29 protein-coding genes are annotated in these 26,869 nt (G+C 40.8%); 19 read left to right on the top strand and 10 right to left on the bottom strand.

Annotated features, from left to right (window positions below):
- Window positions 1-89: 89 nt before the first annotated feature.
- The 3 genes from tnpC to tnpA all read right to left on the bottom strand — a co-directional run bounded on the left by tnpC (window position 90) and on the right by tnpA (window position 2,532).
- On the bottom strand, window positions 90-1,727 hold the full coding sequence (gene tnpC / locus BM102_RS10445) for an IS66 family transposase (RefSeq protein WP_090477637.1): 1,638 nt from the start codon (window positions 1,725-1,727) through the stop codon (window positions 90-92).
- Between the two features lie 77 nt (window positions 1,728-1,804).
- Window positions 1,805-2,152, bottom strand: coding sequence for an IS66 family insertion sequence element accessory protein TnpB (tnpB, locus tag BM102_RS10450; protein WP_015550389.1), 348 nt, complete (start codon window positions 2,150-2,152; stop codon window positions 1,805-1,807).
- Window positions 2,149-2,532 carry an IS66 family insertion sequence element accessory protein TnpA gene (tnpA, locus tag BM102_RS10455; RefSeq protein WP_242942880.1) on the bottom strand — a complete coding sequence of 128 codons (384 nt, stop codon included), beginning with the start codon at window positions 2,530-2,532 and terminating at the stop codon, window positions 2,149-2,151. Before tnpA ends, tnpB begins: the two co-directional genes overlap by 4 nt.
- Window positions 2,533-2,754: 222 nt before the next feature.
- On the opposite strand from tnpA, the gene BM102_RS14195 reads away from it, so the two are divergent.
- The 4 genes from BM102_RS14195 (at window position 2,755) to BM102_RS10470 (ending at window position 5,789) form a co-directional block, all read left to right on the top strand.
- Window positions 2,755-2,871 carry a Clo7bot family Cys-rich peptide gene (locus BM102_RS14195; RefSeq protein ID WP_177175661.1) on the top strand — a complete coding sequence of 39 codons (117 nt, stop codon included), beginning with the start codon at window positions 2,755-2,757 and terminating at the stop codon, window positions 2,869-2,871.
- A 314-nt stretch (window positions 2,872-3,185) separates the two neighbouring features.
- Window positions 3,186-3,671, top strand: coding sequence for a hypothetical protein (locus BM102_RS10460; RefSeq protein ID WP_143085486.1), 486 nt, complete (start codon window positions 3,186-3,188; stop codon window positions 3,669-3,671).
- A gap of 145 nt (window positions 3,672-3,816) precedes the next feature.
- Window positions 3,817-4,554 (top strand): LytR/AlgR family response regulator transcription factor, encoded by a 738-nt coding sequence (locus BM102_RS10465; protein ID WP_090395263.1) that lies wholly within the window; start codon window positions 3,817-3,819, stop codon window positions 4,552-4,554.
- A gap of 188 nt (window positions 4,555-4,742) precedes the next feature.
- Window positions 4,743-5,789 carry a sensor histidine kinase gene (locus BM102_RS10470; protein WP_177194956.1) on the top strand — a complete coding sequence of 349 codons (1,047 nt, stop codon included), beginning with the start codon at window positions 4,743-4,745 and terminating at the stop codon, window positions 5,787-5,789.
- On the opposite strand, the gene BM102_RS10475 is transcribed toward BM102_RS10470, so the two are convergent.
- Genes BM102_RS10475 through BM102_RS10485 form a run of 3 tightly spaced genes read right to left on the bottom strand, consistent with a single transcriptional unit; the run spans window position 5,784 to window position 8,467 of the window.
- Window positions 5,784-6,629 carry a MurR/RpiR family transcriptional regulator gene (locus BM102_RS10475; RefSeq protein ID WP_090481800.1) on the bottom strand — a complete coding sequence of 282 codons (846 nt, stop codon included), beginning with the start codon at window positions 6,627-6,629 and terminating at the stop codon, window positions 5,784-5,786. The genes BM102_RS10470 and BM102_RS10475 overlap by 6 nt on opposite strands.
- Window positions 6,616-7,770, bottom strand: a complete 1,155-nt coding sequence (gene nagA, locus BM102_RS10480; protein ID WP_090481803.1) for an N-acetylglucosamine-6-phosphate deacetylase — start codon at window positions 7,768-7,770, stop codon at window positions 6,616-6,618. Before nagA ends, BM102_RS10475 begins: the two co-directional genes overlap by 14 nt.
- Entirely contained in the window at window positions 7,757-8,467 is a 711-nt protein-coding gene (locus BM102_RS10485) for an N-acetylmannosamine-6-phosphate 2-epimerase (RefSeq protein ID WP_090481806.1), read from the bottom strand. Before BM102_RS10485 ends, nagA begins: the two co-directional genes overlap by 14 nt.
- A gap of 249 nt (window positions 8,468-8,716) precedes the next feature.
- On the opposite strand from BM102_RS10485, the gene nagB reads away from it, so the two are divergent.
- Complete coding sequence (gene nagB / locus BM102_RS10490) at window positions 8,717-9,442, top strand: glucosamine-6-phosphate deaminase (protein ID WP_090481809.1); 726 nt, start codon at window positions 8,717-8,719, stop codon at window positions 9,440-9,442.
- A gap of 791 nt (window positions 9,443-10,233) precedes the next feature.
- Here the strand turns inward: nagB and BM102_RS10495 are convergent.
- The 4 genes from BM102_RS10495 to murC all read right to left on the bottom strand — a co-directional run bounded on the left by BM102_RS10495 (window position 10,234) and on the right by murC (window position 15,163).
- Window positions 10,234-11,412 carry a ribose-phosphate pyrophosphokinase gene (locus BM102_RS10495; RefSeq protein ID WP_044939028.1) on the bottom strand — a complete coding sequence of 393 codons (1,179 nt, stop codon included), beginning with the start codon at window positions 11,410-11,412 and terminating at the stop codon, window positions 10,234-10,236.
- Between the two features lie 28 nt (window positions 11,413-11,440).
- Complete coding sequence (locus tag BM102_RS10500; protein ID WP_090481813.1) at window positions 11,441-12,430, bottom strand: ATP-binding protein; 990 nt, start codon at window positions 12,428-12,430, stop codon at window positions 11,441-11,443.
- Between the two features lie 14 nt (window positions 12,431-12,444).
- Entirely contained in the window at window positions 12,445-13,572 is a 1,128-nt protein-coding gene (locus tag BM102_RS10505) for a DnaD domain protein (RefSeq protein ID WP_090481817.1), read from the bottom strand.
- Between the two features lie 211 nt (window positions 13,573-13,783).
- Window positions 13,784-15,163: a UDP-N-acetylmuramate--L-alanine ligase gene (gene murC, locus BM102_RS10510; protein WP_090481820.1), complete on the bottom strand. Its 1,380-nt coding sequence runs from the start codon at window positions 15,161-15,163 to the stop codon at window positions 13,784-13,786.
- A 269-nt stretch (window positions 15,164-15,432) separates the two neighbouring features.
- Here murC and BM102_RS10515 point away from each other — a divergent pair, with 269 nt between their 5' ends.
- From BM102_RS10515 to BM102_RS10580, 14 genes are all read left to right on the top strand, one after another.
- Window positions 15,433-16,707, top strand: coding sequence for a glucose-1-phosphate adenylyltransferase (locus BM102_RS10515; RefSeq protein ID WP_044939391.1), 1,275 nt, complete (start codon window positions 15,433-15,435; stop codon window positions 16,705-16,707).
- The gene (gene glgD / locus BM102_RS10520; RefSeq protein WP_044939015.1) at window positions 16,704-17,837 is read left to right on the top strand and encodes a glucose-1-phosphate adenylyltransferase subunit GlgD; all 1,134 of its coding nucleotides are present in this window, start codon (window positions 16,704-16,706) and stop codon (window positions 17,835-17,837) included. Before BM102_RS10515 ends, glgD begins: the two co-directional genes overlap by 4 nt.
- Window positions 17,838-17,839: 2 nt before the next feature.
- A complete protein-coding gene (spoVG, locus tag BM102_RS10525) occupies window positions 17,840-18,100 on the top strand; it encodes a septation regulator SpoVG (protein WP_028235339.1) in 261 nt (86 codons plus the stop codon).
- Between the two features lie 5 nt (window positions 18,101-18,105).
- Window positions 18,106-18,681 carry an aminoacyl-tRNA hydrolase gene (pth, locus tag BM102_RS10530; protein ID WP_090481823.1) on the top strand — a complete coding sequence of 192 codons (576 nt, stop codon included), beginning with the start codon at window positions 18,106-18,108 and terminating at the stop codon, window positions 18,679-18,681.
- Window positions 18,682-18,788: 107 nt separating this feature from the next.
- Window positions 18,789-20,033 (top strand): BTAD domain-containing putative transcriptional regulator, encoded by a 1,245-nt coding sequence (locus BM102_RS10535; protein ID WP_044939011.1) that lies wholly within the window; start codon window positions 18,789-18,791, stop codon window positions 20,031-20,033.
- Window positions 20,034-20,035: 2 nt separating this feature from the next.
- On the top strand, window positions 20,036-20,458 hold the full coding sequence (locus BM102_RS10540) for a hypothetical protein (RefSeq protein WP_090481826.1): 423 nt from the start codon (window positions 20,036-20,038) through the stop codon (window positions 20,456-20,458).
- 19 nt (window positions 20,459-20,477) lie between these two features.
- The gene (locus BM102_RS10545) at window positions 20,478-21,440 is read left to right on the top strand and encodes a transglutaminase-like domain-containing protein (protein ID WP_090481831.1); all 963 of its coding nucleotides are present in this window, start codon (window positions 20,478-20,480) and stop codon (window positions 21,438-21,440) included.
- Between the two features lie 10 nt (window positions 21,441-21,450).
- A complete protein-coding gene (locus tag BM102_RS10550; protein WP_033152285.1) occupies window positions 21,451-22,503 on the top strand; it encodes a type II secretion system F family protein in 1,053 nt (350 codons plus the stop codon).
- Between the two features lies 1 nt (window position 22,504).
- Entirely contained in the window at window positions 22,505-22,858 is a 354-nt protein-coding gene (locus BM102_RS10555) for a hypothetical protein (RefSeq protein ID WP_081828540.1), read from the top strand.
- A 2-nt stretch (window positions 22,859-22,860) separates the two neighbouring features.
- Window positions 22,861-23,355: a DUF4860 domain-containing protein gene (locus tag BM102_RS10560; RefSeq protein WP_049960434.1), complete on the top strand. Its 495-nt coding sequence runs from the start codon at window positions 22,861-22,863 to the stop codon at window positions 23,353-23,355.
- Window positions 23,345-23,728 (top strand): hypothetical protein, encoded by a 384-nt coding sequence (locus BM102_RS10565; RefSeq protein ID WP_044939002.1) that lies wholly within the window; start codon window positions 23,345-23,347, stop codon window positions 23,726-23,728. Before BM102_RS10560 ends, BM102_RS10565 begins: the two co-directional genes overlap by 11 nt.
- An 8-nt stretch (window positions 23,729-23,736) precedes the next feature.
- Window positions 23,737-24,099: a hypothetical protein gene (locus BM102_RS10570; protein WP_044939000.1), complete on the top strand. Its 363-nt coding sequence runs from the start codon at window positions 23,737-23,739 to the stop codon at window positions 24,097-24,099.
- A gap of 10 nt (window positions 24,100-24,109) precedes the next feature.
- Window positions 24,110-25,216, top strand: a complete 1,107-nt coding sequence (locus BM102_RS10575; protein WP_044938996.1) for a type IV pilus twitching motility protein PilT — start codon at window positions 24,110-24,112, stop codon at window positions 25,214-25,216.
- Between the two features lie 6 nt (window positions 25,217-25,222).
- Complete coding sequence (locus tag BM102_RS10580; protein WP_074789467.1) at window positions 25,223-26,869, top strand: SulP family inorganic anion transporter; 1,647 nt, start codon at window positions 25,223-25,225, stop codon at window positions 26,867-26,869.

A 26,869-nucleotide genomic window follows, 5' to 3' on the forward strand; every position in this document is an offset into this window, starting at 1 on the left:
CGTAAGCGCTTAGTATTACCCCGTAGGGTATGAATAAAGGCATCCTTCCGGATGCCAGACATTCAACATATGGAGCATTTTACTCCATTTTATATACCGCATGTTTCTCGAGTAGCTTCGCTCCATGGAGTTAAATGCTCAAGTTCCTCGTCTGACCAATCAGCACTTGGACGATTCTCGAGAAGATACTCGAGATATTTTTCAGGATCGATATCGTTAGCCTTAGCGGTTTCAATCAGTGAGTAGATTACCATGCTGGCATTAGCACCATCCTGGCTATCACTAAATAACCAATTCTTCCTGCCCATTACAACAGGTCGGATTGCATTTTCACTTAGATTATTGCTAAGGCTACAAGCTCCATCCTTAAGATAGTTCTTCAGGTATGGTCGGCATCCGTTGGTATAGTTAATCGCTTTGATTATACTATCGCCAGTCTTAGGTGTAAGTCCATCAAGCCACGCCAAGAAAGCATCTATCACAGGCTCTTGATCCTTGAGACGACGCTTATAAATCTGTTTAATTGAAAGTCCCTTCTCTTTATAGGTTCTTTCATAACTAAACAGCTTATCGCAGTATAGAAGTCCTTGTACCGCTGGATGAGTGTAATCCGTTTCATGACCTTTAGGAATGGCTCTAAGCCAATACCTTCTGATGTGTGCCCAGCAGGCACATCGATTGGCATCAGGTACTTTATTGTAGCCTTTGTAGCCATCAGTCATAAGGAAATATCCTTCGGGAGCATCCTTCAAGAAGTCTGCCGCATTGGCACCTTTTCTTGTTGGTGCATAGTTGAAAAGGATTATTGGAACTCCTCGGTCTTCGCCAGTTCGAAATACCCATACATAGGATTTCGACTGTGGTCTTCGTTCAGGTTCTTTTAAAACCTGGATAGGAGTTTCATCAGCCATGAGGAACATCCTCTCGCATAGCTTTCGATGAAGATAATCGTACATGTGAACCATGTAATCCTGTGAACAGGCAATAATCCAGTTCGCCATGGTAGCTCTGCTAATCTTGGCACCGAGATGCAAGAAATCCTGTTCCTGCCTGTATAGCGGACAAGCCATGACATACTTGTAATACATCACATGTGCTGCAAGGCCTGAAGAAACATAACTACCTTCAATCAATGCAGCTTTACATTTATCATAGGCAAAGTAAGTTTCTGCTTCCTTTTCGGAGTTAGGACAACAGTACGTCCTGGCCACGTACTCAATTCTCTCCAAGCTAGGCTTGTGATAGATTACCTCAGTGCGAACTACCTTTGTTCCAATAGGAACCATTACACTACCGCATTCAGGGCATTTACGTTCTTCCTCTGGAAGTTCCTCAACAGGAATCTGTGTGGTCTTGATGTTCTCAAAGATTTCATCATAGGTAGCCTTTGGCTTACGTTCACGAGTGTGAGCTTTAACCTCGATAATCTCAGGCTCAACTGGAATGGCAGGCTTATCATCTGCATCAGCTGCATCAAAGAGACTGAGCTGACCAGGGATATCGTTTTTACGAATCTCACTGGTAGAACCAAACAGCTTATTCTTAAGATAATCAAGCTGTGCCTGAAGATTTGCTATGACCTGGTCCTTTTCATCAATCCTGGCATTGCGCTCATCGATAGACTTTTGAAGCGACATAATAAGCGATGTCTGAGTGTTGATTGTATTATTCAGTTGTAAAATTGTATCCCTCAGATCCCTGAGTTGGATATCATTTGCACCTGACATTTACCTGTTAAAACTCCTTTTTCTGATACATTTATTATACCAGATTTAGGGGTAAAAACCCAGTAAAATCAAGGCTTTTAGGCACTTTTTATTGCCTTTGGTTGCTCGATATCCAGCCCTGACATTAGCCAGTCAAACTGTCGCCAGGTAATGGTTTTGACCTCGTTTTTATTACGTGGCCATTTGTATTTACCAAGCTTGTAATCGAGCCTTTTATATAAAAGCACAAAACCATCTTTTTCATGATACAGTGCTTTTATCCTGTCATTACGCTTACCGCAGAAGAGGTAAAGCGATGTGGTATTTTCTGCATCGAGTTCGAGCAGATCCTTAATTACGGCACACAGTCCATCTATGGACTTGCGCATATCTGTGTAACCACAGATGATATATATGTTATCTGCCATGGAGATATCACCAATCATACGCAACCTCCCAGGCAGGTCATAACCTGAGATAATAACTTTGGATTAACATCATTGAAAACTTTTATCGATGCCTGTCCTATAGTTATTTCGATGGCACAATTGTTTGATGGAAGCTGCTGAACCACTGGTGGCTTTTCAGCAGGAAGTTCATCGACAATTTCAAGTTTCACGATATCTGGTTTTGAATCAAGATGGTAATCTTCGGCATATGTTCTTTCAGGAACATTAGCTCCATCTCGTTTTAACTGTTTCACCCAACTATAAAAGGTGCTGCTTTGGATATCGTGCTTCTTGCACCACATGTAATCGGATAAACCGCTGTTGCGACATTCCATTACCATGTCAAACTTTTGTTGCTTAGTAAATTTGCTTCGCATAATAACAACCTCCATGTGTAGTGAAACACTCCACTTTGAATATCATATTCGATATGGAGTAAAACGCTCCATATGAACGAACTATAACGAATAGTAATTGGAGTGAAATGCTCCATATGTTTAGTTGTTATTATTATTTCAAAAGTACCGCTGTTAGTCACGACGGTGGATTACTAAGCGCTTACGAATGTCCGAATGTGGGTTATGCTTAAGGAGGTAAAAATGAGATTTATTGTTTTAAACGAGAAATTCACAGTTGCTGGATACTGCTATGGCTGCGGTGGACAGTGTGTAAACGTTTGTGGTACTCAGTGTGTAAAAGATAGGACCAAAAATTAATAGAATGAGGGTAAGCAGATGAAGTATATAGTATCAACAGATAAGTCATACAAAGAGGCATATTGTTTCGCATGTGTTTCTCAGAATGTTAATAAATGTGATAAACAGTGCTTGGATAAGGGCTAGTTAGTAAAAAGTGAATAAAAAATGGAGATGGAGCATGAAATATATAGTGTTAAAAGCTAATAAAAATGTAGATTCATATTGTTATTCTTGTAGTAAGAAATGTCATGTGCAGTGCCTCGAACGTTAATATGATAATAACGAATAAAGAGCTGCGAATATACTATTCACCAGAGTTTTGTCTATATTTGATGAAAGGGATTGGAGATAAGATTAAGCATATCAGAGATATGTTTGATTATAGGGATAGTATAAACATTACCGTGACATCTCAAAACGAAATTAAAAACCCTTTACCAGATTGGGTAGTTGCCTTTGCATATGATAATACGATTTATATATTAGACAAACTACTAGATGCTCCAGTGCATTATCAGCAAGAAATTATTATTCACGAGTTTGTGCATTTAGCAACGGAGAGATATAAAAAAAACATGCCACTCTGCTTGTATGAGGGAGTGGCAATGTATCTAGCAGATCAAAAGGAAAAGCTAGTAGACATTATTGAGGTGAGTAAACAAATTGATTTAAATAATGTTGATTATAGCAATCCATTATTATATGTTTATTCATTTAATATTACTTATATGCTTGTGCAAAAATACTCATTATCAATATTGGTAGAGCTAATAAAGAATGGTTGTATTAAAAAAATATACAATTATATATCAAAGTGAAAGGGGGAAAAGAAAATGTGGCCTGATATCGGAATTTTTCCACCAAGACATTAAAATGGTTAACGTAAAAAGTCTGGCATATGCTGGACTTTTTATTTATCTTGAGGCATATTTATAGTAATATTCTAATAGAGGAATAATGTGAATGAATAATAAATTTACAGTTGTAGTCTGTGATGACAACAAAGAAAACAGAGATGAGATAAAAAAATATGTCTCAAATTTCTTTTCGTCAAAAAAAGCAGAATATGAAATAAAGGAATATACATCGGGTGACGAGCTGATTGGTTCTTTAAAAGAAGAAAAGAATCAAATAAATCTGGTGTTTTTAGACATAGAAATGCCTGGAATAAATGGGCTTGAGGTGAAAAATATTCTTTGTGATGATGAGAAGGTAGAAAGAATTGTTTTTGTCTCAAACCATATAAATGTGATGCAGGATGCTTTCGGTATGAAGGTTATGGGATTTGTCGTAAAACCGATAACAGTAGACAGCATTAATAAATGGCTCACTCATGTATATAACGTCTATTCCCAAGCAGTGAGAGTGGACTTTGGAAACAATAGAGTAAGAGCGACAGAAATATCATATATTCAGGCAGATGGCAATTATACAAAAATAGCGTTAAACGACGGAACCGTGAGCGATTTAATGCACGTTTCAATTATAAATTGGATAGACGAATTAGGAGATTCATTTGTCAGATGTCATAAGTCATTTCTAGTAAACATGGATTACATTCTAAAAATCAAATATAAAGAATTGGTTTTGACGAATGGAGTAGTACTGCCTGTTGGGAGAAAGTATTATAACGAGTTGAAAGATGATTATAGCAAATATTTGGTAAATAATATTAAAGGGAGATTAGGTTGGGGCGAATAATTTACGCGGTATTATTAGAAGGCCAATTCTTATTCTTTTATACCATTATTTTGAATATAAAATTCATAATGCCTAAATGGAAAAAGCTTATAGTGGGACTGCTTATTGTCCTTTGCGCTGTATGGCTGTACAAGACTGGGATCGTTACATTAGATTTGTTCTGTTTCATAATGGGACTGTCCTTTCCGATGATATACGATATTGATTCAAAACAGGCATATGGAATGTATTTTCCTATAGTAGGAATCTGCGCTTCATGTAACACTATATGGGATTACTTTTTGTATGATAAAAATATAGTGAATGGATTTGGAATTAGAAAGATTCTATGTCTAGGAATAACTTACGTTATTTTACTGATATTATACGGACTAAAAAGGTATTATAAATATCGTGTTGAAATGAACTTCACAAGAAGTGAGATGATACTTTTTAACGTATATACGATATTTATAGGTATATCTATGGGAGGCCTTGGAATACTCCAAAGGGGACATTATAATCACAGCACTTTGCAGATATATATAGTTGCAACAACTATAATTTGCGTTCTGATATATTACCTCAGCATAAAATCTATACTTTTGAATCGAAGGATTCTTGAAGAGCAAAATAAACTAATACATCAGCAGGTTTCTATACAATCACAGAAGGAACAGGTAGAGGCAATCATTGAAAATGAGCAAAGACTTCATGCCTATCGACATGATTTAAATGCTCATCTAAATGCGTTATATTCCTTGTCTCAGAAAAAAGATATAGAGGGAATTAAAGAATACTGTGAAAAATTGCTGGAGCATTCTAAGACATTAAACAATGTCGTTATTTCAGGAAATACTGTAGTAGATGGTATTTTAGGACGCAAATTAGAAAAGTGTGATGAACTTGGAATAAAATTGAATTTGCAAGTGTCATTACTTCAAAAAAATAAAATCGCAGATTATGAGCTTTGTATTATCTTTTCAAATATATTGAACAATGCAATTGAAGCTTGTGAAAAAGGGGATACAATTGATTTAGTAAGCTATCCATACAATGAATACTTATGCATAATTGAAAAAAATCCAACACATAGAACACTTAGTATTCAGGATGGAACAATTCAAACAACAAAGAGTGATAAGATATCACATGGACATGGCTTGGCAAACGTAAAAACCGTCGTAAATAAATACGACGGTAAAATGAATATAAAAGATGATAACGGTGTATTTAGTATTGAAATACTCTTATAACAACGAGTTTTTCTCAATCTCCAATGCTGATAAAGTACGTTTGTATTTCTCAGCCTTAAAGAAAGAGTCATTTGCAAAATAGTAAGAGTATAGAACGTCTATTAATATCAGCAGAGATATTTGTGGGGAAATTTTGGTGCCTTTTTCAAGTTCCTTGAGGTAGGCAACTTCAACGATTTCATCGCAAAGCTCTGCTAATTTTTTGTCTTTTGAAGCGGTGAAAAGAATTACACGTGCTCCGTTTTGCTTTGCCTTTTTGATGCCGTCGATAACCACTTTTGTGGTACCACTGATAGAAAAAGCCAAAACTAAAGAACCTCTTTTTACTAAAGAGGCATTCATAGCAATCATCTGGGAATCCGTAATTGCGATAACATCAAGACCCAGTCGCATGAAGCGAAGCTGGAATTCTCTGGCAACATAACCGCTAGAACCCATGCCGTAAACAGGAACAGTGTATTCGGTGTTGCTGAGCTTGGTGGCGATGCGTCGCATCTGATCTTCATCAATCAAATCGAAGGCTTTCACCATAATGTCTTTATAGTTTTTGCGAACAGAGCGAGTGATATCAGAGATTTCTTTTTCTTCCTTTTCGGTGAAGTAATCTTTGAAATCCAGCTCGTACATGTAAACAAATTCGCGGTAGCCCTTGAACCCGCATTTCTTGGCAAAACGTGAAAGTGTAGCCTCAGAAACGTATAGCAGCAAGGAGATATGCTTTGATGAAAAATCGCTGATTTCAGTGTTCTCCAAAAAGTAATCTGCAACCTGCTGCTCTGATTTAGTCAAGTTATCGTAAGCTTCTCGAATTTTATCTTTAGTTGTATCAACTGTTGACATATTTACCTCTTACTATGACTTTTTTAATACTTAGATCGGATTTATTAATTATAACAAAATCCGCCTGTTTGCCAATAGTGATAGAACCGACGGTGTCGTACACTCCAATAGCTTTTGCGGGGTTTCTAGAGGTACACAAGATAGCATCCGTAAGAGGAATGTTCATTTCCTTAACAGCTGTCATCATACAGTCGAAGAGGTTAGTGGCAGAGCCGGCGATAGTGCCATCGTGAAGTGTAGCTCTGCGGCCCTTTACAATTACAGGCTGGCCACCCAGTTCGTATTCTCCATCAGGCAGTCCTGTAGCGCGCATAGAATCACTAATCATGATAAGCCTGTCTGCACCGAAAACCTTGTACATCATATTTACTGCAGCAGGATACACATGGACTCCGTCACAGATAAGCTCTGGTGTGACATTTTCATTTTCTGCAGCAGCACCAATTGGACCAGGTGCACGGTGTGTAAATGCTGGCATTGCATTGAAAAGGTGAGTAAGATGCTTTGCGCCGCGCCTAAATGCTTCCTTGCATGTGTCATAGTCTGCTGTGGTGTGGGCTAAGGATATTCTTGTTTCGTCCTTTGCCTTATCGATGAACTCCATTGCGCCATCAGTTTCAGGGGCAATATCGCATAAACGAACTGAATTACCACTGGCTATGTTTATACGGTGGAACATATCGTAATCTGGGTTTTGAATATACTTAGGATTTTGAGCGCCCTTCTTTTCAGTTGAAATGAATGGGCCTTCCATATTTATGCCGTGGATAGTGGCAAAACCTTCTTTGCCATTATCGTATTTACGATAGTCTGCAACAGCCTTAGCAATAGTAGTAAGAGTATCTTCTGGATATGTCATGGTTGTTGGCAGGATAGAAGTGACGCCTACGCTTGCCTCGTATTTTGCCATGGCAGCAAGAGCTTCCTTTGTACCATCACAAGCATCAAAACTCATACATCCATGGAGATGTATATCACACAAACCAGGGATAACATAGCAATCGCTGGCATCAAAAATTTCTGTATCGCTAGATGAAGCAACATCCTGGCCGATATCTGAAATCAACCCATCCTTACAAACAACATCAACTTCATCAAATTTTCCGTCTTCCAAAAACACGCTACCGTTAATTATTTTCATTTCTAATCTCCTTGATTGAATCGGTAAATCGTTTTGTAATCAGCTGTGGCCTGGTGATTGCGCTGCCAATAACAGCGCAGTGACATCCAAGCTCAAAGGCCTTTTGAAGCTGAGCTACCTCCCAAATACCGCCTTCGCAAATTACAGGAATACTGAGTGTGGCGACAAGCCTTTCAAGCATGTCAAAATCCGGTAATTGCCTTCCAGCAGTTTCTTTGGTGTAGCCAGCTAGAGTAGTGCTGACAATATCGAACCCAAGCTCCTGGGCATAAACACCTTCTTTGTAGGTAGAGCAATCTGCCATAAAAAGCATATCCGGATACTTTGCTCGAACTTCCTTGAAGAAGCTGTCTAGAGTCATGCCGCCTGGCCTGATCCTATCTGTGGCATCAGTAGCAATGATATCCACCCCGGCTTCAGCGAGAGCATCGATTTCTGTCATGGTAGGAGTGATGTAGATTTCAGAATCATCGTATTCCCGCTTCCACAATCCAATAATAGGAACGTCGGTAGTCTTTTTTATCTCGGCAATGTCATCAGGCCCGTTTACTCTGACTCCAACTGCGCCGCCTTCCACAGCCGCCTTCGCAATCCTTCCCATAATGAAGCTACTATGGAGAGGTTCACTTTCAAGGGCTTGGCAGGAAACCACCAATCCACCTTTTATTTGATTTAAGATTTGAGAATTATGATTCATAGGTAACTCCTTATGTCTCTATTGTAAGAAACATATTTCTATTCCTCAATGATTTAGCATGTTTATGAAAGTACTAACATCAAATTTATATCATCGGATTATTTATATGAAAGCCGTTTCAGAAGTGCTCCGTTTAATTGACGCTAAACTCTGGCGGTCCATATAATGAGTTTACATAAGAGATAGCGCAAACTCTAAACACATATTGTTAGTACAATAATAACATAATAAAACTGAGGTATTTAAGAAATGAAGATATACAAAGAAAAAGATTACGATGCTGTAAGCAAGAGAGCAGCGGCCCTTGTAGCAGCTCAAATAAAAGAAAAAAATGATAGTATCCTTGGCCTTGCCACAGGCTCATCACCAGTAGGCATGTACAAGGAGCTAGTAGAAATGTACAACTCCGGCGAATTATCATTCAAAAACATTCGCACCATAAACCTGGACGAATACGCAGGCCTTGCAGACGACGACATAAACAGCTACCACTACTTCATGAACCAGCACCTCTTCTCAAAGGTAGACATCGACCTTGCAAACACCCACCTACCAAACGGTATTGCAGTAGACCCTGATGCAGAATGTGCTTCCTACGAAGCAATGGTACAGACCCTCGGCGGAGCAGACCTTCAGGTGCTAGGCCTCGGCGAAAACGGACACATCGGCTTCAACGAACCAGGCACACCTTTCACCGAAACCACTCACCTGGTAGACCTAACCGAAAGCACCATCCGCGCCAACTCCCGCCTCTTCGAAAAAATCGAAGACGTCCCAAGACAGGCTTACTCCATGGGCATCAAAACCATCATGAGCGCCAAGCGCATCCTACTCATCGTAACTGGCACCGCCAAAGCAGATGCTCTGGCCAAAGTCCTAAACGGTCCCGTCACCGAAACCGTGCCAGGCTCAGTCCTCCAAACCCATCCGGACGTAACCGTAATCTGCGACGAAGCCGCCGCATCCCAACTCTAAACCGCACCCTTCAGGGCCCCAGGTACCACACCCGGGGCTCTTTTTATGCCCGCACCCGCCCCGCTCGCCGTAACCATAAGGGGCCAACGGCCCTCCATGACACGCTATGTTAAGCAAACTCCAGCTACGCTGGCAGGCTGTGGATAACTGCTTAACAATTTCGCGAAGATTATAGATTTTCTTAACGCCAAAAGGGAGCTTTATGTGGGTGTCTTTTCACTGGTTTTGCAATTCGAAGCCGCTGTGTGTAGGATGCAGACACTTGAAGTCTACGCATTAGTCTCCACACAAGGCTTAGGATAATTGCGCTCATACTCCGTTTGCCAAGAAAATTTAGAAAGGGGATTTTGGATGCTTAGGCGCCGCCCTTTAACTCAGTCCGTTTCGTTGTCGGGCTCTCGGCGCCGTCCATGGCGCCTCACGCCTATTCATCGCAAAATACCCCTTTCTAATTTTCTAGGCTCACTTCAAATGTCGCGGCAATTATTCCTAAGCTTGCTGTGGAGATTAATACTTATAAATAAAGTGTGTCTGCATTTCCTACATACAGTGGCGTCAGAATTGCAAAGAATTGAAAAAACACCCACTTATAAAGAAAGCGACTCTTGGCGTTTAGAAAATCATAATCTGAAGGCGAAGTTAAGCAGTTACCACAGGCTGCCAGTGTAGCTGGAGTTTGATTAGAAATTCACTCATGGAGGGCAGTTGGCCCAGCCCCCAATCCCCGGGCGGGGCGGAGTGCGGGCAATAAAAAGAGCCCCTCATAATAGAGGGGCCCAGAAGGGTGCGGCTTAGTATTCGCCGTTTTTGTACTTTGTGATGAGCTTTTCGATACGTCCGTATGGGTTGAGGAGCTCTGAGATTGAGCACTCGTGGTTGAGAGTATCGATGATGTATGCGATGTACTTTGACATGTCGCACTTGATGAAGTAGTCCTTGTTGAGGACTTCATCTGTAAGGTATGTAAGGTTTGTTGTAACAACCTTGTAGATGATGCCGTCAGCTACGGCCTTGTCGAACTTCTCCATTCCGTTTGTGAAGAGTCCGAATGTAGCTACTACGAAGATGCGCTTTGCGTTGCGCTTCTTGAGCTCTGTAGCTACGTCTATCATTGACTCGCCAGAAGAAATCATGTCATCTACGATGATAACGTCCTTGCCAGCTACGTCATTTCCAAGGAATTCGTGTGCTACGATAGGATTACGTCCGTCTACGATGCGGCTGTAATCACGACGCTTGTAAAACATACCAACATTTACGCCAAGGACAGAAGCCATGTATACGGCTCTCTTTGTACCACCTTCATCTGGAGAGATAATCATAAGGTGATCATTGTCGAGAGTAAGGTCCTTGCAGTTCTTGAGGATAGCCTTAAGGAACTGGTATGTAGGAGAAACTGTCTCAAAGCTGTGAAGTGGAATAGCATTCTGTACACGTGGGTCGTGAGCATCAAATGTGATGATGTTGTCTACACCCATGTTTACAAGTTCCTGAAGTGCCATAGCACAGTCAAGAGATTCACGAGCACTTCTGCGGTGCTGTCTGCCTTCATAAAGGAATGGGATGATAACTGTGATACGCTTAGCTTTTCCCATTGCTGCTGCGATGATACGCTTTAAGTCACAGAAGATATCGTCTGGACTCATGTGGTTCTCGTGACCACAAACGCTGTATGTAAGGCTGTAGTTTGTAACATCTACGAGGATGTATAAATCAAGTCCTCTAACTGACTGGTTGATGATACCCTTTGCTTCGCCTGAACCGAAACGTGGGCAATCAGCCTTTACGATGTAAGAATCGCTGCGGTAACCTGCGAGAGTAATGATTGACTGATCACTCTTGCGCTCCTGTCTCCACTGAAGAAGATAGTCGTTAACGCGTTCTGCGATGGCTGTACAGCTCTTGTGAGGAATAATTCCTAGCTCTGCCATAGGTGGTGTGTTTTCCAACACGATTTCATTGTTTGGCATGTTTTGCTCCTTGCTAATATTAAATTAATTATTGTGATATTACTTTTTTGATGCGAATATCATTTCCGATGAGCTTGATAGTCTCATAGTTAGAGAATACTCGCGAAGTAATACGTTCGCTGTAGGTGTCTCTTAAATCTTCAAGAGAAAAATTAGTTGAAATTATAGTTGATTTACTACGAAGTAATCTTTCATTTAAGCATTGAAATAGGCGTGCTGTAGTGAAAGAATTCTGAAACTCTGTGCCTAAATCATCGATGATTAATAAGTCACAATCGAATATTTGATCATGAAGATCCGCTACGTTTGCGTTCTTCTTGAAAGTCTGTTCTTCAAAAACTCTGAAAAGCTCTGATGCTGTGAAGTAAATAACAGATATGCCTTCGTCTAAAAGAGCTTTTGCGATACAGTTGGAAAGAAAGGTTTTTCCACACCCTGTCTGTCCAAGCAACAAGAGATTACCACCTTTTTCCCTAAAATTCTGCACAAAGTTTTTCGCTCTTTCTAGCGCTATTTTAGCATTTGAACGAGCATCTATATCAGAATTATCCTCATAATAATCCTCATCGTATACATTTAGATCAAATGCATTGAAGTTTTCCTTGGCAAGAATGTTGCTGATATTAGACTGTCTGTAGACAATGTTAATAGCTGCCTGCTTGAAGCAATGGCAGCGTTTTCCATTGATATAGCCAGTGTCTTTGCAATCAGGACAATCGTATGGTGGCTCAAGATAATCTACAGGAAAACCTGCAGATTTAATAAGCTGCATACGACGTTCCTTAAGCTGAGAAAGCTTGCGCTTAGAGTCAGCGGAAGCTTCAGAAATACTTTTACCTTCAAAGATAGCAGTAATAGAAGAAACTGAAACCTTTGATACTTCGTCATCTAGCTCTGAAAGGGCTGGAATAGCAGAGTATAACTCGTTTGTGCGGTAAGAAACAATCTGGTTGTTACGTGACTGCTTGTGATTGTATTCGCGCATAAGTGCGTCATACTGCTCATTAGATAATGCCATAAATTAACCTCCCTTTAGTGCCCAAGAAGCTTCTTTTCAAGTGCTTCAAAATCGTAATCTCTCTGTGAGAAATTGTGGAACTTGTTGTTGGCCTTTGCACGAGCCGCTGTGGCACTGTTTGCCTGAGCTGCCTTTGCACGGTTTGCAGAAGAAAGCTTAGCAACAGATGCCTTTGTAAATTCCGAATCAAGCTTAGCAATGTCATCAAGAGACTTTACCCCTGAATTGTGCCAGCTAGTGATGATTGTATCTGCGTATTTAAAGCTTGGTTTATTAGTCTGTGTGATGGTGCGCTCACATGCTTCTGTGATGATATCAAGTGAGAAGCTGTAAACGTTAACCCATTTGTCGATGTAGTTTAACTCTGAATCAACTAAATCGCGATTTCCGATGCCAAGTGCACGCTTGATTGTGTAAGCTGCGTTTGTGTGTGCACTGCTGGATTTAATTGCTTCAGCTACTGTAGTGATTCCATCGTCGGCCCAGTTACGAGCAACAGTGTCCATGTAGTGGATGCTGCTGTGACCTTCGTCGATGCTAGTCTCAATGAGATACTGAATCAAATCAACAGACATGTGGAGACTATCGTACCAGAATAATAGTGTGTTCATATCTGTTACAGAAAGTGGTCTCTTGAAGTAAGTCTGTGTAGCGAAAATAAGATCGCTAACCTCGTCGTTCTCCTTGAAAGCATCAAGTTGGTCTGAGCTGTAGCTTGGTCTGAATGGTACAGTGTTGTTAATAGCCTTATCTGAAACTGCAGGTGCGCCTGTGGCAGCAGCGACAGAAGCTGGAGCCGCAGTGGTAGGTGCAGTGTAGTTTACTGATGTGAATGAGTGCATATCATTCACATCCACTAAACAGATTCCTGAAAGCTCATTATCTGCAGAGTACTCAAGACGAAGCAAGCCTACTTTCTCCCAATAAGTAAATGCACGCATTACATCTTTTTCTGTGTGGTCTAAGCAGTCCGCCAACTGCGAGATGGAAAAATCAAAATCCTCTCTATTAAGACAACGAAGCAGATAAAGGTAAATCTTTACGTACTCTCCATTGGCATCTTTCATGTAATCGTCAATAAAAGTATTAGAAATGCAAGTAAAACCAGTGTTAGTGCTGGTATGTAGCATGATGTCAGCCATATTCAAATCCTCTCCCTCTTAATGAACCGAATTATATCAAAGTAATTCTGAAAAGAAAAGAGGCGAGACCCCGCAAACCCTTGTAAATAAAGGGTTTGTGGCTTCTGTGGATAATGTGGATAACTATTATGACCCATTGAAAATAGGGCATAAAAAAATCCACATTTTCGAGGGGAATAAATCCGTTCAAAAATGTGGATAATGTGGATAACTATTTCTGAAGTAGATGTTCGCCTACTAAATACACATTTCCTGCGCCCATAGTTATCAACAAGTCGTTGTTTACAATATTTTTTTCTAAAAATTTTTCACATTGGTCAAAAGAACCCAAATAATGAACTTCGGTTCCTAGCTTTTCGATTCTATCTGCAATGTCCTTTGAGCTGACACCGTAGATGTCTGGTTCTCTAGCTGCATAGATGTCTGCAAGAACTACAACGTCTGCTGCAGAAAGAGCCTTAGCGAAATCGTCAAGGAAGCTAAGTGTACGAGTATATGTGTGTGGCTGGAAGCAAACAACCACTCTGTTGTGTGGGTAGTTTGCAGCAGCTGCAAGGCTGGCAGCGATTTCTGTTGGGTGATGAGCGTAGTCATCAATTACAGTTGCGCCATTGAAATGTCCCTTAAGCTCGAAACGTCTGTGAGCACCGCCGAACTTTGCAAGTCCTGCCTTGATATGGTCAAATGAAATGCCCATCTCAGTAGCGAGTGCGATAGCAGCAAGTGAATTGCTGATGTTGTGGTCGCCAGGAACATTTAATGAAACTCTTTCCATAGCCTTTCCGTTGAATACAGGAGTAAAGCTTGCAAAGCCCTTTTCATTATATGTAATGTCTGTAGGATAAATATCAGCGCCTTCCTTAAGAGAATAGGTGATAACCTGACACTTTAATCCCTCAGTGAAATACTCAACGTCATCAATCTCGTTATTAATAATAAGAATACCGTCGTCTGATGTGTTGCCGGCAAACTTCTTAAATGAAGCGCGGTAGTTCTCAAGATTCTTGAAGAAATCAAGGTGATCTGCTTCTACATTAAGAATAATGTTGTATTTAGGGAAGAATGAATGGTAGCTGTTTGTGTACTCACAAGCTTCTGTAATAAATACATCGCTGTCGCCAACATGAACATTGCTTCCAATAGCATCCAAGATACCGCCTACAGAAATAGTAGGGTCGTCTGCAGTCTCAAGGAGAATCTGGCTAACCATTGATGTGGTTGTTGTCTTGCCGTGAGTTCCTGCAACGGCAATTGAACGAGTGTAGTTCTCCATAATCTCACCGAGAAGCTCAGCTCTTGTAAGCATTGGCTTGCCAGAAGCTTTTGCAGCAGCAAACTCAGGGTTATCCTCACGGATTGCAGCAGTATAAACAATAAGGTCGATATCTGAAGTGATATTTTCAGCTGCCTGTGGATAACTAACCTTTGCTCCAAGTGATGCTAAATGAGCTGTGAGATCACTTTCTTCTCTATCAGAACCAGAGATAGTAAAGCCAGCGCCAAGCAATATCTCAGCAAGGCCGCTCATGCTTATTCCACCGATTCCAATAAAGTGAACGTGTATCTTGTTATTAAAATCAATTTTGTACATGAAAAATTTCCTTCTTTATATATTATTATACCCTCAATAATTTAAACCTAAAAACCTTGAGTTTCAAGGTACATTATATGAATTAGTAAAATTTACGGGGAATTGTCTAACTATTAACGATGTTATAGTAAAAAATTATGAATATTATTGCACCAAAATATTCACTTTGTTATACTAAATGTACAAGATTGTGAATTTAATTACAATTCACAACGGGGAGTGCGTTATGCACATCCTTAACTGACACCATGAGAAAGGCAGATGATAGGATGATTAGAAAAGAAATGATTGCCATGCTTCTCGCTGGCGGGCAGGGAAGCAGACTGGGGGTTCTAACTTCAGATGTAGCGAAGCCAGCAGTTTCTTTCGGAGGTAAATATCGAATAATCGATTTCCCTCTGTCAAATTGTATCAATTCAGGAATTGATACCGTTGGCGTACTTACTCAGTACCAGCCATTAGTACTTAATTCACACATAGGAATCGGTATTCCTTGGGACTTGGACAGGAATAATGGTGGTGTAACCGTTCTTCCTCCTTATGAGAAGAGCGACACAAGTGAGTGGTATTCAGGCACAGCCAACGCCATTTTCCAAAACCTTAAGTACATGGAGAATTATAATCCAGAGTATGTATTGATTCTCTCAGGAGATCACATCTACAAGATGGATTATGAAGCCATGTTAGATTTTCATAAGGCAAAAGGTGCTGATGTTACAATCGCAGTAATTCCAGTACCAATCGAAGAAGCATCTCGATTTGGAGTTGTTATTGCTGATGATGAAAAACGTATCAGCGAATTCGAAGAAAAGCCAGAGCATCCAAGAAGCAACCTTGCTTCAATGGGTATCTATATATTTAGCTGGAAGGCATTAAAGGAATCGCTCCTTGCTCTTAAGAATCAGAGCAATTGCGATTTCGGTAAACACGTTTTACCATACCTCCACGAAAAGGGAGCTCCAATGTATGCCTACGAGTTCAACAGCTATTGGAAGGATGTAGGAACACTTGGATCATATTGGGAAGCCAATATGGAGCTTATTGATTTAATTCCAGAGTTTAACTTATATGAAGAGTTCTGGAAGATTTACACTAATCAAAATATCATTGAGCCACAGTTTGTTGCATCTACTGCAGTAGTTGAAAAAGCAATAATTGGAGCAGGTGCTCAGATTTATGGAGAGGTGTACAACTCAGTTCTAGGCGCAGGTGTAGTAATTGATGAAGGCGCGGTGGTTCGCGATTCAATTATTATGGAAGGCGCAGTTATTGGAAAGAACTGTGTAGTAGATAAATCGATTATCGCCGAGAATACAGTCATAGGCGAAGGAACAAAAATCGGACAGGGAGCCGAGGCTGAGAGCAAGCTTAACGCCAGCATCTATTCATTTGGATTGGCAGTTATCGGGGAAAACTCAGTTGTTCCAGCAAACGTTACTATAGGTAAAAACACAGCTATCAAGGGCGAGACTAGCGAAGCAGATTATCCTGACGGACAGTTGGCTAGTGGCGGCTATATTATCAAGGCAGGTGATCGAGTATGAAAGCATTAGGTATTATTCTAGCAGGTGGAAACAGCAGTAGAATGCATGAGCTTACTGAGAAGCGCGCTATCGCAGCGATGCCGGTAGGTGGAAGCTATAGATGTATTGATTTTGTCCTTTCAAACATGACAAACTCACACATCCAGACAGTTGCTGTGCTGTCGCAGTACAACGCACGTTCATTGAACGAGCATCTTAATTCAGCAAAGTGGTGGAACTTTGGTAGAAAGCAGGGAGGTCTCTTCCTATTTACACCAACAGTTACAACAAACAATAGTTGGTGGTACAGAGGTACAGCCGATGCCATTTGGCAAAATATTGATTTCTTAAAGAAAAGACATGAGCCATATGTTATCATTGCAAGTGGTGATTGTGTTTACAAGCTTGATTTCAATAAGGTACTTGATTACCACATCAAGAAACAGGCAGACATCACAGTAGTGTGTGCAAAGTTGCCAGAGGGTGACGACATCAACCGCTACGGTGTTGTAGAGATGGATAGAGACGGCAGAATTACAGAGTTCGAAGAGAAGCCAATGGTTGCTACTTCTGATATTGTTTCAGCTGGTGTCTATGTCATCAGAAGAAGAGCTCTCATCGATTTGCTTGAGGAGTGCAATAGAGAGGGCAGGTATAATTTTGTAACAGATATTCTCATCAGATACAAAAACATGAAGAGAATCTACGGCTACAGAATGGAAGGTTATTGGGCAAATCTTGCAGACGTAGATAGCTACTTCAAAGCAAACATGGATTTCCTTAGAAAGGACGTCAGAGATAACTTCTTCCATACTGAACCAGGAGTTTTCTCAAAGACACACGACCTACCACCTGCTAAATACAACACAGGTTCAAAGGTTACGAATTCATTGGTTGCAGGAGGATGTATCATTAACAGTACGGTTGAGAATTCTGTACTATTTAAAAAGGCCTTTGTTGGCAACAATTCAGTTGTTAAGAATTGTGTCATTTTAAATGGAGCATACATAGGGGACAACGTGCACGTAGAGAATTGCATTGTTGAAAGCCATGAGACATTGCTCAGCGGATCCACATATATTGGGGAAAACGGAGTCCGCATAGTTACCGGAAACAAAAACAGATACGATATGCCAGTTGGGGAGGTATAACAATGCAAATCACAGACATTAGAATCCGTAAAATCGAAAAAGAAGGTAAGATGAAGGCAGTTGTTTCAGTAACAATTGACGAAGAGTTTGTTATTCACGACATCAAGATTATTGAAGGAGATAAGGGACTTTTCATCGCTATGCCATCTAGACGTGGTTCAGAAGGCGGCTACAAGGATATTGCTCATCCTATTCGCTCAACAACAAGAGAGCAGATGCAGACAATGATCCTTAATAAGTATAAGGAAGAGTTCCCAGAGTAAGATTTATGTTTTTAATTGTTGGTCTAGGCAATCCTGAAAGGAAATATGAAGGAACAAGGCATAATGTTGGATTTGAAGCCATCGACGCCATCTCAAAAAAGTTTGGGATAGAAGTCTCTCACAAGGAGCACAAAGGCATTGTAGGAAAGGGCGTTATAAATGGCCACAGGGTTATGTTGGTAAAGCCTCAGACATATATGAACCTTAGCGGAGAATGCGTTCGCGAGATGTGCGACTATTACGAAGTGGACCCAGAGACAGAGCTTTTGGTTATCTCTGATGATGTATCACTTTCTACAGGCAACATCAGAGTTAGAAAAAAGGGAAGTGCTGGTGGCCACAATGGGCTCAAAAACATAATTGCACATACCGGTTCGAATGTGTTCCCTCGAATTCGTGTGGGAGTTGGAGAGTGTGAAAATGGTGACATGGTTAGCCATGTGCTCGGTCACTATGACGCTGAGGACAGAGAGCGTGTAGACGCCTCGATGGACAAGGTGATTGGAGCGCTAGAGTTGTTTTTAGAAGATAATTTGGATGGAGCCATGAACCAATTCAATGTCAAAGAAAAAGTTGAATAGCTGTTATAGCCTGCAGAAAGCTGCAGGCTATTTGGTTATTTACAATAACATTTTGTTATTTTATACTTTTATTTGTAATGAAATGGATTAGCTAAAAAGGGAGAACTATGTACGATTCAAAAATTCTTATTAAAGCAGATTTTTTAGGTAAGTTAGACATCACATGTAATGATGTACCTATTGTACTAGAACGTAATAACACAACTAAGGTAAATCAGCTTTTCCAGATGCTGGTTTATTACACAAACGGTATTGCTAGAGATCAGGTTATTTACAATCTTTTCCATAATGAAGAGATTGCTGATGAATCTAATAGCCTTAGAGCTATTGTATTTAGATTAAGAAAATCCCTGGCTGCCCTTGATATTCCAGATGAAGACTATGTTTACATCAAGCGTGGAACATATTCTATCAATCCATTTGTGACTATCGAGTGCGACGCAGTCAAATTCGAAGAGCTTGCAAAGAATGCCCTGGGTGCAGAGGATGCAAAGGAACAGCAGAAGCTTCTAGAGGAGGCTTGTGCTCTTTATAATGGAGATTTCCTTGCTACACTTAGTGGCTACGAGTGGGTTGTAACTACTCAGGTTCGACTTAAAAAGCTTTTTGACCGTTGCTTAAAGCAGCTTTTAGAAATATACGAATTACAAAAAGAATACAAGAAAATGTATGAGCTTAGCCACAAGGCTAACGATATCTATCCTTACGATGGATGGCAGACATATGAAATGCGTGCCCTCATCGAGGTTGGTAACACAAAGGATGCATTAAAGCTATACGAGGATACTGAGACTCTCATGTTTGAGGAGCTTGGTGTTTCTGTTGCATCAGCCATGAACGACCAGCTTGATAGACTAGGCGCACAGATTAAGAACAATACAGATATGATTAGCGAGGTAAAGAGAAACCTCGATACATCAAAGGAAGAAATACAGGGTGCATTCAACTGCACATACCCTACTTTCGTTGAGACATACAGATATATCAAGCGTGTCATCAGACGTTCAGGTCAGGCAGCATGGCTTATGCTTTGCACCATCACAGATGGCAAGGGCTTTGGTCTTAACGATTCCGACAGATTAGAAAATCTTGCTGAGGAGCTTTCAGAAGCAATCCGCACATCAGCAAGAGGTGGCGATATGTACGCCAGATATAGTAACAATCAGTTTGTAGTTTTACTTTTAGATATCACTCAGGAGGACTGTGTTTTGGTTCAGGCCAGAATCAACGAAAACCTCAGCAAGGAATCTAGAAAGCGCTACATCCAGTATCATCTTGCACCAGTTAATCTTGCAAGCGCAGGAACAGATTCAGACACAGCAGAGCTTCAGGATATGGTTAAAGGGGAATAGCTATGAACATCTCTGATAGAATGAAAAGAATGCACAATTGTGTTGGCATCACCATAGAAAGCAAGGATAGCTTCAGTGGCAACTTATACAACTGCTACGACAAGAAGCCATACAAGTACACAGATGTTGATGATTTCTTCAATATCATTAATAGCTTTCTGGATACTGTTGAGTTCCCAGCGCAAAAATTTAGATATAGAGCTTTCAAAAAGACATATCCTACTCTCAAGATTGTAGATATCGATCCAAAAGAAAAGCTTTTTGAAACTATGGATTTACTTCCTATGATAGGAAATGATAGCTTCATCCTTATGGTGACAGGCAGAGACCATGCTTCATGGCAGGGCAAAATCTACAGTGTTGCAGATGATGAAGAATATGATTTTAACAGTGAAGTGGAGTTAATTAGAATTTTAAATAAATAAGGAACAGTGGAGGAAGCAAGTGAAGAAATACAAATATTTGCTTTCACTGATTGTTCTTACTCTTAGCTTTATGGCTTGTGGCGATCAACAGCCAGCCTTTAATTCTGATTCAACCACCACAGAAAGCAGTTCGAGTGGTGCCATGGCGAAGGAATCTAAGGGCTCCAGAGACAATACCATCCGAGTGCTTACACCTGAGGCAAGTGGCGTGGAGGTTTATGCCAACGCAGATGCATCCATCGATGCAAGCAACGCCTCCGAAGGCTACGTTATGGTGAAATACACAGGTTCAGCGGCTAAGGTTAGAATGCTAATAGAAACGCCAGCAGGAAACACTTACAACTACCTGATGGATTTGGATGGCAACTACGATGTCTATCCTCTATCCGAAGGCAGTGGCACCTACAAAATTGGTGTCTATGAGAACTTGCATGATGATCAATATGCGGCGGCATTTACTCAGTCAGTGAGCGTAACACTAAAAGATGAATATAGTATGTTCCTGTATCCAAATGCTTACGTGGATTTCAATGCAAATTCCAAAGCGGTGAAAAAGGGCCAGGAGCTGGCGGCCAGCGCAAACAATGACATTGAGGTGGTGCAGAACGTGTACCATTACATCACCAAAAATGTTAAGTACGATTATGACAAGGCCGAGACAGTTCAGTCTGGATACATTCCAAATGTAGACAGTACATTGGCTACCAACACGGGAATCTGTTTCGACTATGCATCCCTTATGGGGGCGATGCTTAGGTCCCAGGGTATTCCAACACGGCTTGAAATCGGATATGCCGGCACGGAGTATCACGCATGGATATCCGTATATACAAAGGAGACAGGCTGGATAGATAAAATCATCCAGTTTGATGGAACTGATTGGACACTTATGGACCCAACATTAGGTTCGTATGCAAGCAACAGTCAAGTAAAGAAAACTTTAGATGACACTACTTACTATCAACTGAAGTATAAATATTAAAGGTGTAACTATGAGCGAAAAAATTAGAAAACAACTTACTCCCGAGGAACTTTATGCATTCTCAGATGAAATGGGAATGATGATTTCCAGTGGTGTTTCAGCAATACAGGGAATCACAATGATGCTTGATGAGTCCCAGGGTGGAGAAGAAAAAGAGCTCCTTACAGAGATGGAGCAGGTAGTTGGAGAGACAGGCTCACTTTCAAAGGCAATTGAAAGTGTTGGCGTTTTCCCAGACTATTTTGTAGAGATGGCAAAGATGGGCGAGTCTACAGGTAAGATGGATTCAGTTCTCATCAACCTTGCAGCACACTATTCAAGAGAGATGGCAATTTCAAATGCAATCAGAAGTGCAGTTACATACCCACTTATGATGGTTTGTATGATGCTTGTTATCATCATCGTCCTTGTAACAGAAATCATGCCAGTATTCAACAGAGTATTTAAGCAGCTTGGCGGCACAATGGATGGCCTTTCAGCTGGTTTCCTTGCTGTTGGTACATTTATGAAGTCAAACGGTGTGATTCTTTTATTGATTCTTCTTGCAATCATTATTTACGTAATCGTTCTCAATAAAACAGAGTGGGGCAAGAATCATCGTAACGATATCCTTTACAAGAGCCGTCGTTTCAAATCAATCCATTCTAAAATTGCAACAAGCCGTTTTGCATCTGCAATGGCTATGACACTTTCAAGTGGAATGGATGTTATGCAGGCACTTGATGTCAGTGGCAATATCGTGGAAGCTCCTGATTTCGAGGACAAGGTTGAAAAGTGCAAGGATTCTTTTGCAGAGACAATGGATATCGGAAAGGCATTTTCTATGTCAGGTATTTTCGGTGGTCTCTACGGACGTATGGCAATCCTTGGTGCTAAAACAGGTAATATGGAAAACGTTCTTGAGAAGGTTGCAACAACCTATCAGGAAGAAGCTGATGAAGAGATTAACGATTTAATTGCAGTAGTGGAGCCAACACTTGTAATTGTCCTTTCAGTTATTGTAGGAATTATTTTACTTTCAGTTATGCTACCACTTTTGAACATTATGTCGGGGATGATTTAATATGGCAAAGACAAGATTTGGAAGCCTAGACGGCATTCATCAAATCAAACAGAAGAACGTGGCCGGCAGCACTATGATTTCTGCAGGGCTGTTTCTTCTCATATTTATCCTGTTTTTGTTTGCAGTATCAAAGGCATCAGCTGGCTCAGTTCAGGAGCAGCGCCAGAGCTTAAGTGATGCCATCGACAGGGCAATCATCCAGTGCTATGTCACTGAAGGCAGATACCCGGAGAGCTTTGAATACTTACAGGAAAACTACGGAATCATCTATGATGATGACCGTTTTAGAGTTGATTATGTTATCTATGGTTCGAATATGCGACCAGAGGTTACGATTATAAATCTGGAGGATTAACGTTGAAACAGGGACGACTTAGAAAACATAATATAGACATCATGTTTCTAATGGTCTTATTTTTGATATTCACCTTTTCTGCGGTGAGTGTTCTTTTGATGGCTGTAAATTCCTACAGATCAGTAGTACTAGCAAATGAAGCCAACTCAAGTGCACGTACAGCAATCGCTTACATCCGCGAGGAGGTTAGACAGCACGATTCTGATGGAGCAGTTACCCTTGATACATTTGATGGTGTTGATTGCATCAAAATGTCTGAGGGCAGTGGCTTCAATCTTTACATCTACGAATACGATGGATATTTGATGGAGCTAGAGGCAAAGGATACAGCTGGCGCCACAGCAGATTTTGGAAATAAAATCATGGAAGTTAACAGCATCAGCTTTAGCCAGGGAGAAAACGGCACTATCAATGTGCAGCTTGAGGATTCCCTTGGTGCAAAGCAGGATGTGGTAATAGGTGTCAAGTCAAAGGAGGGCCAGTCTAATGAAGAATAGAAATAATGGCTCTCGTATTTTCATGACTGAGCTTATGTTTGCAATTTTCTTTTTCATTATCGTATCGGCAGTTTGTATTCAGTGCTTTGCTGGAAGCTTTGCAAAAAGTGGTGAGGCAAAAGAAATCACTGAGGCAGTAAATCTTGCAAGTAATGCAGCAGAGGAGTATCTCTGTAATGATGACTATACCGGATTTACGGATTACTACGACGACAACTGGAATCTAGTGGACGACTCAGAGGCTACATACAAGGTCACAAGCCTTGTTATTGAGCCAGAATCAGAGGGCATGTGCCAGACAATGCACGTGGTAGTTTCCACAATTTCAGATGAAGAAATATATAGTTTAGCAGTTGAGAAAGCTCTTAAATAGGAGTTGCAATGGAGCATACAAAAAGAGAAAACAGGACAATAATAAATATAGGTACATCGTTGATGGTTGTTATCCTGATTGGAATGGCATTTGCGGTAATTGCTGCCCTTGCAATTTCATCCAGTCACAACAACTATAATCTCAGTATGAAGCTTCGTAATCATACTGACGAATATTACAGCGCATCCAACCAGGCATACGAGATAATTGCTGATTCAGATTGGGCAGATCAGGAATTTACAGTTGATATTAATGAAAATCAGGTGTTAAATGTAAAGGTTGAATCTAAAGAGATTACTTGCTGGCAGGTGCAGAATGTTTCATCTTGGGAAGCAGACAGCACACAGCCAGTTATAACATTGGAGGATTGAGGGGGATAAAATGAGTACAAATATTGTAACCTACTTAACAGATGCAGTTAGAAAATACAAGGCTTCAGATGTATTTATTGTTACAGGCCGTGAGGTTTCATTCAGAGTAAACGATCTCGTTCTTACTCGTTCAGAATTGGAACAGGGCTACACCGAAAAGGCTGAGCCAGATGACGGTCCAGTTATGCCAGCAAAAGCAGAGGATTTGGTTCGCCAGATTTATGAGCTTGCAGGCAGAGATATTACAAAATACATCGAAGGCGGCGATGACGATTTCTCATTTGCAATCAAGGATGTTTCTCGTTTCAGAGTTAATGCATTCATGCAAAGAGGTACTTTTGCAGCAGTAGTTCGTGTCATCACATTCACACTGCCAGATTACAAAGAGTTACTCATTCCAGAATCTGTAATCAATCTTTCAAATGAGTCAAAGGGCTTGGTGCTTGTAACAGGTCCTGCCGGAAGTGGTAAGTCTACCACTTTGTCTTGTATTGTTGACAAGATTAATAAAAACTACAACAAGCATATTATTACCCTTGAGGACCCTGTGGAATACCTTCACAGACATGGCAAATCAATCGTGTCTCAAAGAGAAATCCACTTAGATACAGAGAACTATGTGACTGCACTTCGTGCCTCACTTAGACAGAGTCCAGATGTTATTTTGCTTGGAGAGATGCGTGATGCTGAAACAATTTCCGTTGCAATGACCGCGGCTGAGACAGGACATTTAATCTTGTCAACATTGCACACCATTGGAGCAGCAAACACAATCGATAGAATTATCGACGTATTCCCTTCTGAGCAGCAGCACCAAATAGCATTACAGCTTTCTATGGTTATAAAGGCAGTTGTATCTCAGCAGCTTGTTCCAGCTGTTGACGGTTCACTTGTGCCTGCATTTGAAGTCATGACAGTGACTCCAGCCATCAGAAATATGATCAGAGAAAACAAGGTACCACAGATTGAAGGTGTCATCTATTCAAGTGACACAGACGAAATGGTATCAATGGATTCTAGCCTTTTCAAATTGGTGCGTGAAGGCAAAATCACAAAGGAGACAGCTATGGAATTTGCTGTCAATGCAGAAATGCTAGGAAGAAGATTAGGAGTTTAGTTAGAAATGGAAAGTTTTAAACCTATGCTGTTTACTTGCATGAAGAAGTATAGCAAGGAGCAGTTCTTTAAAGACTTAGTATCTGGAATCATTGTGGCAATCATCGCATTGCCACTTTCTATTGCCTTGGCTTTGGCCTCAGGTGTTGGCCCAGAGCCAGGTTTATATACAGCAATCGTTGCTGGATTTTTGATTTCCTTCTTCGGAGGAAGTACAGTTCAGATCGCTGGACCTACAGCAGCCTTCGCTACAATCGTAGCAGGCATCATTGCAACTGATGGAATGGATGGTCTCATCATTGCAACTATCATGGCCGGTATCATTCTTATTATCTTAGGTGTGGTAAAAGCCGGTGCACTTATCAAATTCATCCCATATACAATCACAACTGGTTTCACAGCCGGTATCGCAGTTACAATTTTAATTGGTCAGTTCAAGGATTTCTTCGGTGTAGATTTCCACGGTGAAAAGCCAATCGAAACAATCGACAAATTAAAGGTATTCTTTGGCAACATTGATTCACTTAACTGGCAGGCAACACTTGTTGGCGTTGTATGCCTTGCAGTGCTTATCATTTGGCCAAAGTTCTTCTCAAAGATTCCTGCATCAATCATTGCTGTATTCGTCAGCATCGCCATGGTACAGGGACTTCACCTTAACGTAAACACAATCGGAACTCTTTACCCAGATTTGAAGGCAGGCTTGCCAACAATCTCAGTTCCACATTTTTCACTTGCAGTAGTTAGAAATGAAATGCCTAACGCATTTACGATAGCAATTCTTGCAGCAATCGAGTCACTTCTTTCTGCAGTAGTTGCAGACGGAATGGTAAATAGCAAGCACAGAAGTAACCAGGAGCTTATTGGCCAGGGTATCGGTAACATCGGATCAGTTCTTTTCGGTGGTATCCCAGCAACAGGAGCTATCGCTCGTACAGCAGCCAACATCAAAAACGGCGGTCGTACACCAGTGGCAGGTATGGTTCATTCAGTTACACTTCTTATCGTACTTGTTGTACTTATGCCATATGCAAAGTTCATTCCAATGCCATGTATCGCAGCAATCCTTTTCCAGGTTGCATACAACATGTGCCAGTGGAGACCTTTCGTAAGACTTGTAAAATTTGCTCCAAAGTCAGACATCATCGTACTTGTACTTACATTCGTTCTCACAGTAGTATTCGACCTTGTTGTTGCTATTGAGTGGGGTATGATTGTTGCATGTATCCTCTTCATCAAGAGAATGAGCGAGGAGACTCATGTCAGCGGATGGACATATCAGTCAGACGATGCAGAGTTTGTTGATGATTTACGTCCAGTTGAAAAGGAAATTAGAGTATTTGAAATCACAGGACCACTTTTCTTTGGTGTTTCTGATATGCTTGCAGAAAGCATTAACGTAAAGGATTATACAAAGGTGCTTGTCATCAGAATGCGTTCTGTTCCAGCCATCGACGTTACTGCTCTTAGAGCACTTCGCGATTTGGTTGAGGGAGCAAAGAAAAAGGGAGTTACAGTTGTATTCTCACACGTAAATGAGCAGCCACGTCACATGATGGAAAAGGCTGACTTCGTAAATACGGTAGGAGCCGAGAACTTCCAGCCAAACATTGATGCAGCACTTGATAGAGCTGAAAAGATTATAGGCAAATAA

The organism is Pseudobutyrivibrio sp. JW11 (assembly GCF_900115355.1).
GTDB lineage: Bacteria > Bacillota > Clostridia > Lachnospirales > Lachnospiraceae > Pseudobutyrivibrio > Pseudobutyrivibrio ruminis.

What these genes read in the sequence shown, in the direction of transcription:
- BM102_RS10500 (WP_090481813.1), bottom strand. Translation starts at nt 12,430, where the DNA reads ATGGCATTATCTAATGAGCAGTATGACGCACTTATGCGCGAATACAAT.
- spoVG (WP_028235339.1), top strand. Translation starts at nt 17,840, where the DNA reads ATGCAAATCACAGACATTAGAATCCGTAAAATCGAAAAAGAAGGTAAG.
- BM102_RS10485 (WP_090481806.1), bottom strand. Translation starts at nt 8,467, where the DNA reads ATGAATCATAATTCTCAAATCTTAAATCAAATAAAAGGTGGATTGGTG.
- pth (WP_090481823.1), top strand. Translation starts at nt 18,106, where the DNA reads ATGTTTTTAATTGTTGGTCTAGGCAATCCTGAAAGGAAATATGAAGGA.
- BM102_RS14195 (WP_177175661.1), top strand. Translation starts at nt 2,755, where the DNA reads ATGAGATTTATTGTTTTAAACGAGAAATTCACAGTTGCTGGATACTGC.
- BM102_RS10515 (WP_044939391.1), top strand. Translation starts at nt 15,433, where the DNA reads ATGATTAGAAAAGAAATGATTGCCATGCTTCTCGCTGGCGGGCAGGGA.
- BM102_RS10460 (WP_143085486.1), top strand. Translation starts at nt 3,186, where the DNA reads ATGAAAGGGATTGGAGATAAGATTAAGCATATCAGAGATATGTTTGAT.
- BM102_RS10550 (WP_033152285.1), top strand. Translation starts at nt 21,451, where the DNA reads ATGAGCGAAAAAATTAGAAAACAACTTACTCCCGAGGAACTTTATGCA.
- murC (WP_090481820.1), bottom strand. Translation starts at nt 15,163, where the DNA reads ATGTACAAAATTGATTTTAATAACAAGATACACGTTCACTTTATTGGA.
- BM102_RS10575 (WP_044938996.1), top strand. Translation starts at nt 24,110, where the DNA reads ATGAGTACAAATATTGTAACCTACTTAACAGATGCAGTTAGAAAATAC.
- BM102_RS10580 (WP_074789467.1), top strand. Translation starts at nt 25,223, where the DNA reads ATGGAAAGTTTTAAACCTATGCTGTTTACTTGCATGAAGAAGTATAGC.
- BM102_RS10505 (WP_090481817.1), bottom strand. Translation starts at nt 13,572, where the DNA reads ATGGCTGACATCATGCTACATACCAGCACTAACACTGGTTTTACTTGC.
- tnpA (WP_242942880.1), bottom strand. Translation starts at nt 2,532, where the DNA reads ATGCGAAGCAAATTTACTAAGCAACAAAAGTTTGACATGGTAATGGAA.
- tnpB (WP_015550389.1), bottom strand. Translation starts at nt 2,152, where the DNA reads ATGATTGGTGATATCTCCATGGCAGATAACATATATATCATCTGTGGT.
- BM102_RS10565 (WP_044939002.1), top strand. Translation starts at nt 23,345, where the DNA reads ATGAAGAATAGAAATAATGGCTCTCGTATTTTCATGACTGAGCTTATG.
- nagA (WP_090481803.1), bottom strand. Translation starts at nt 7,770, where the DNA reads ATGAAAATAATTAACGGTAGCGTGTTTTTGGAAGACGGAAAATTTGAT.
- BM102_RS10470 (WP_177194956.1), top strand. Translation starts at nt 4,743, where the DNA reads ATGATATACGATATTGATTCAAAACAGGCATATGGAATGTATTTTCCT.
- BM102_RS10540 (WP_090481826.1), top strand. Translation starts at nt 20,036, where the DNA reads ATGAACATCTCTGATAGAATGAAAAGAATGCACAATTGTGTTGGCATC.
- BM102_RS10570 (WP_044939000.1), top strand. Translation starts at nt 23,737, where the DNA reads ATGGAGCATACAAAAAGAGAAAACAGGACAATAATAAATATAGGTACA.
- BM102_RS10475 (WP_090481800.1), bottom strand. Translation starts at nt 6,629, where the DNA reads ATGTCAACAGTTGATACAACTAAAGATAAAATTCGAGAAGCTTACGAT.
- BM102_RS10465 (WP_090395263.1), top strand. Translation starts at nt 3,817, where the DNA reads ATGAATAATAAATTTACAGTTGTAGTCTGTGATGACAACAAAGAAAAC.
- glgD (WP_044939015.1), top strand. Translation starts at nt 16,704, where the DNA reads ATGAAAGCATTAGGTATTATTCTAGCAGGTGGAAACAGCAGTAGAATG.
- BM102_RS10535 (WP_044939011.1), top strand. Translation starts at nt 18,789, where the DNA reads ATGTACGATTCAAAAATTCTTATTAAAGCAGATTTTTTAGGTAAGTTA.
- BM102_RS10555 (WP_081828540.1), top strand. Translation starts at nt 22,505, where the DNA reads ATGGCAAAGACAAGATTTGGAAGCCTAGACGGCATTCATCAAATCAAA.
- BM102_RS10495 (WP_044939028.1), bottom strand. Translation starts at nt 11,412, where the DNA reads ATGCCAAACAATGAAATCGTGTTGGAAAACACACCACCTATGGCAGAG.
- tnpC (WP_090477637.1), bottom strand. Translation starts at nt 1,727, where the DNA reads ATGTCAGGTGCAAATGATATCCAACTCAGGGATCTGAGGGATACAATT.
- nagB (WP_090481809.1), top strand. Translation starts at nt 8,717, where the DNA reads ATGAAGATATACAAAGAAAAAGATTACGATGCTGTAAGCAAGAGAGCA.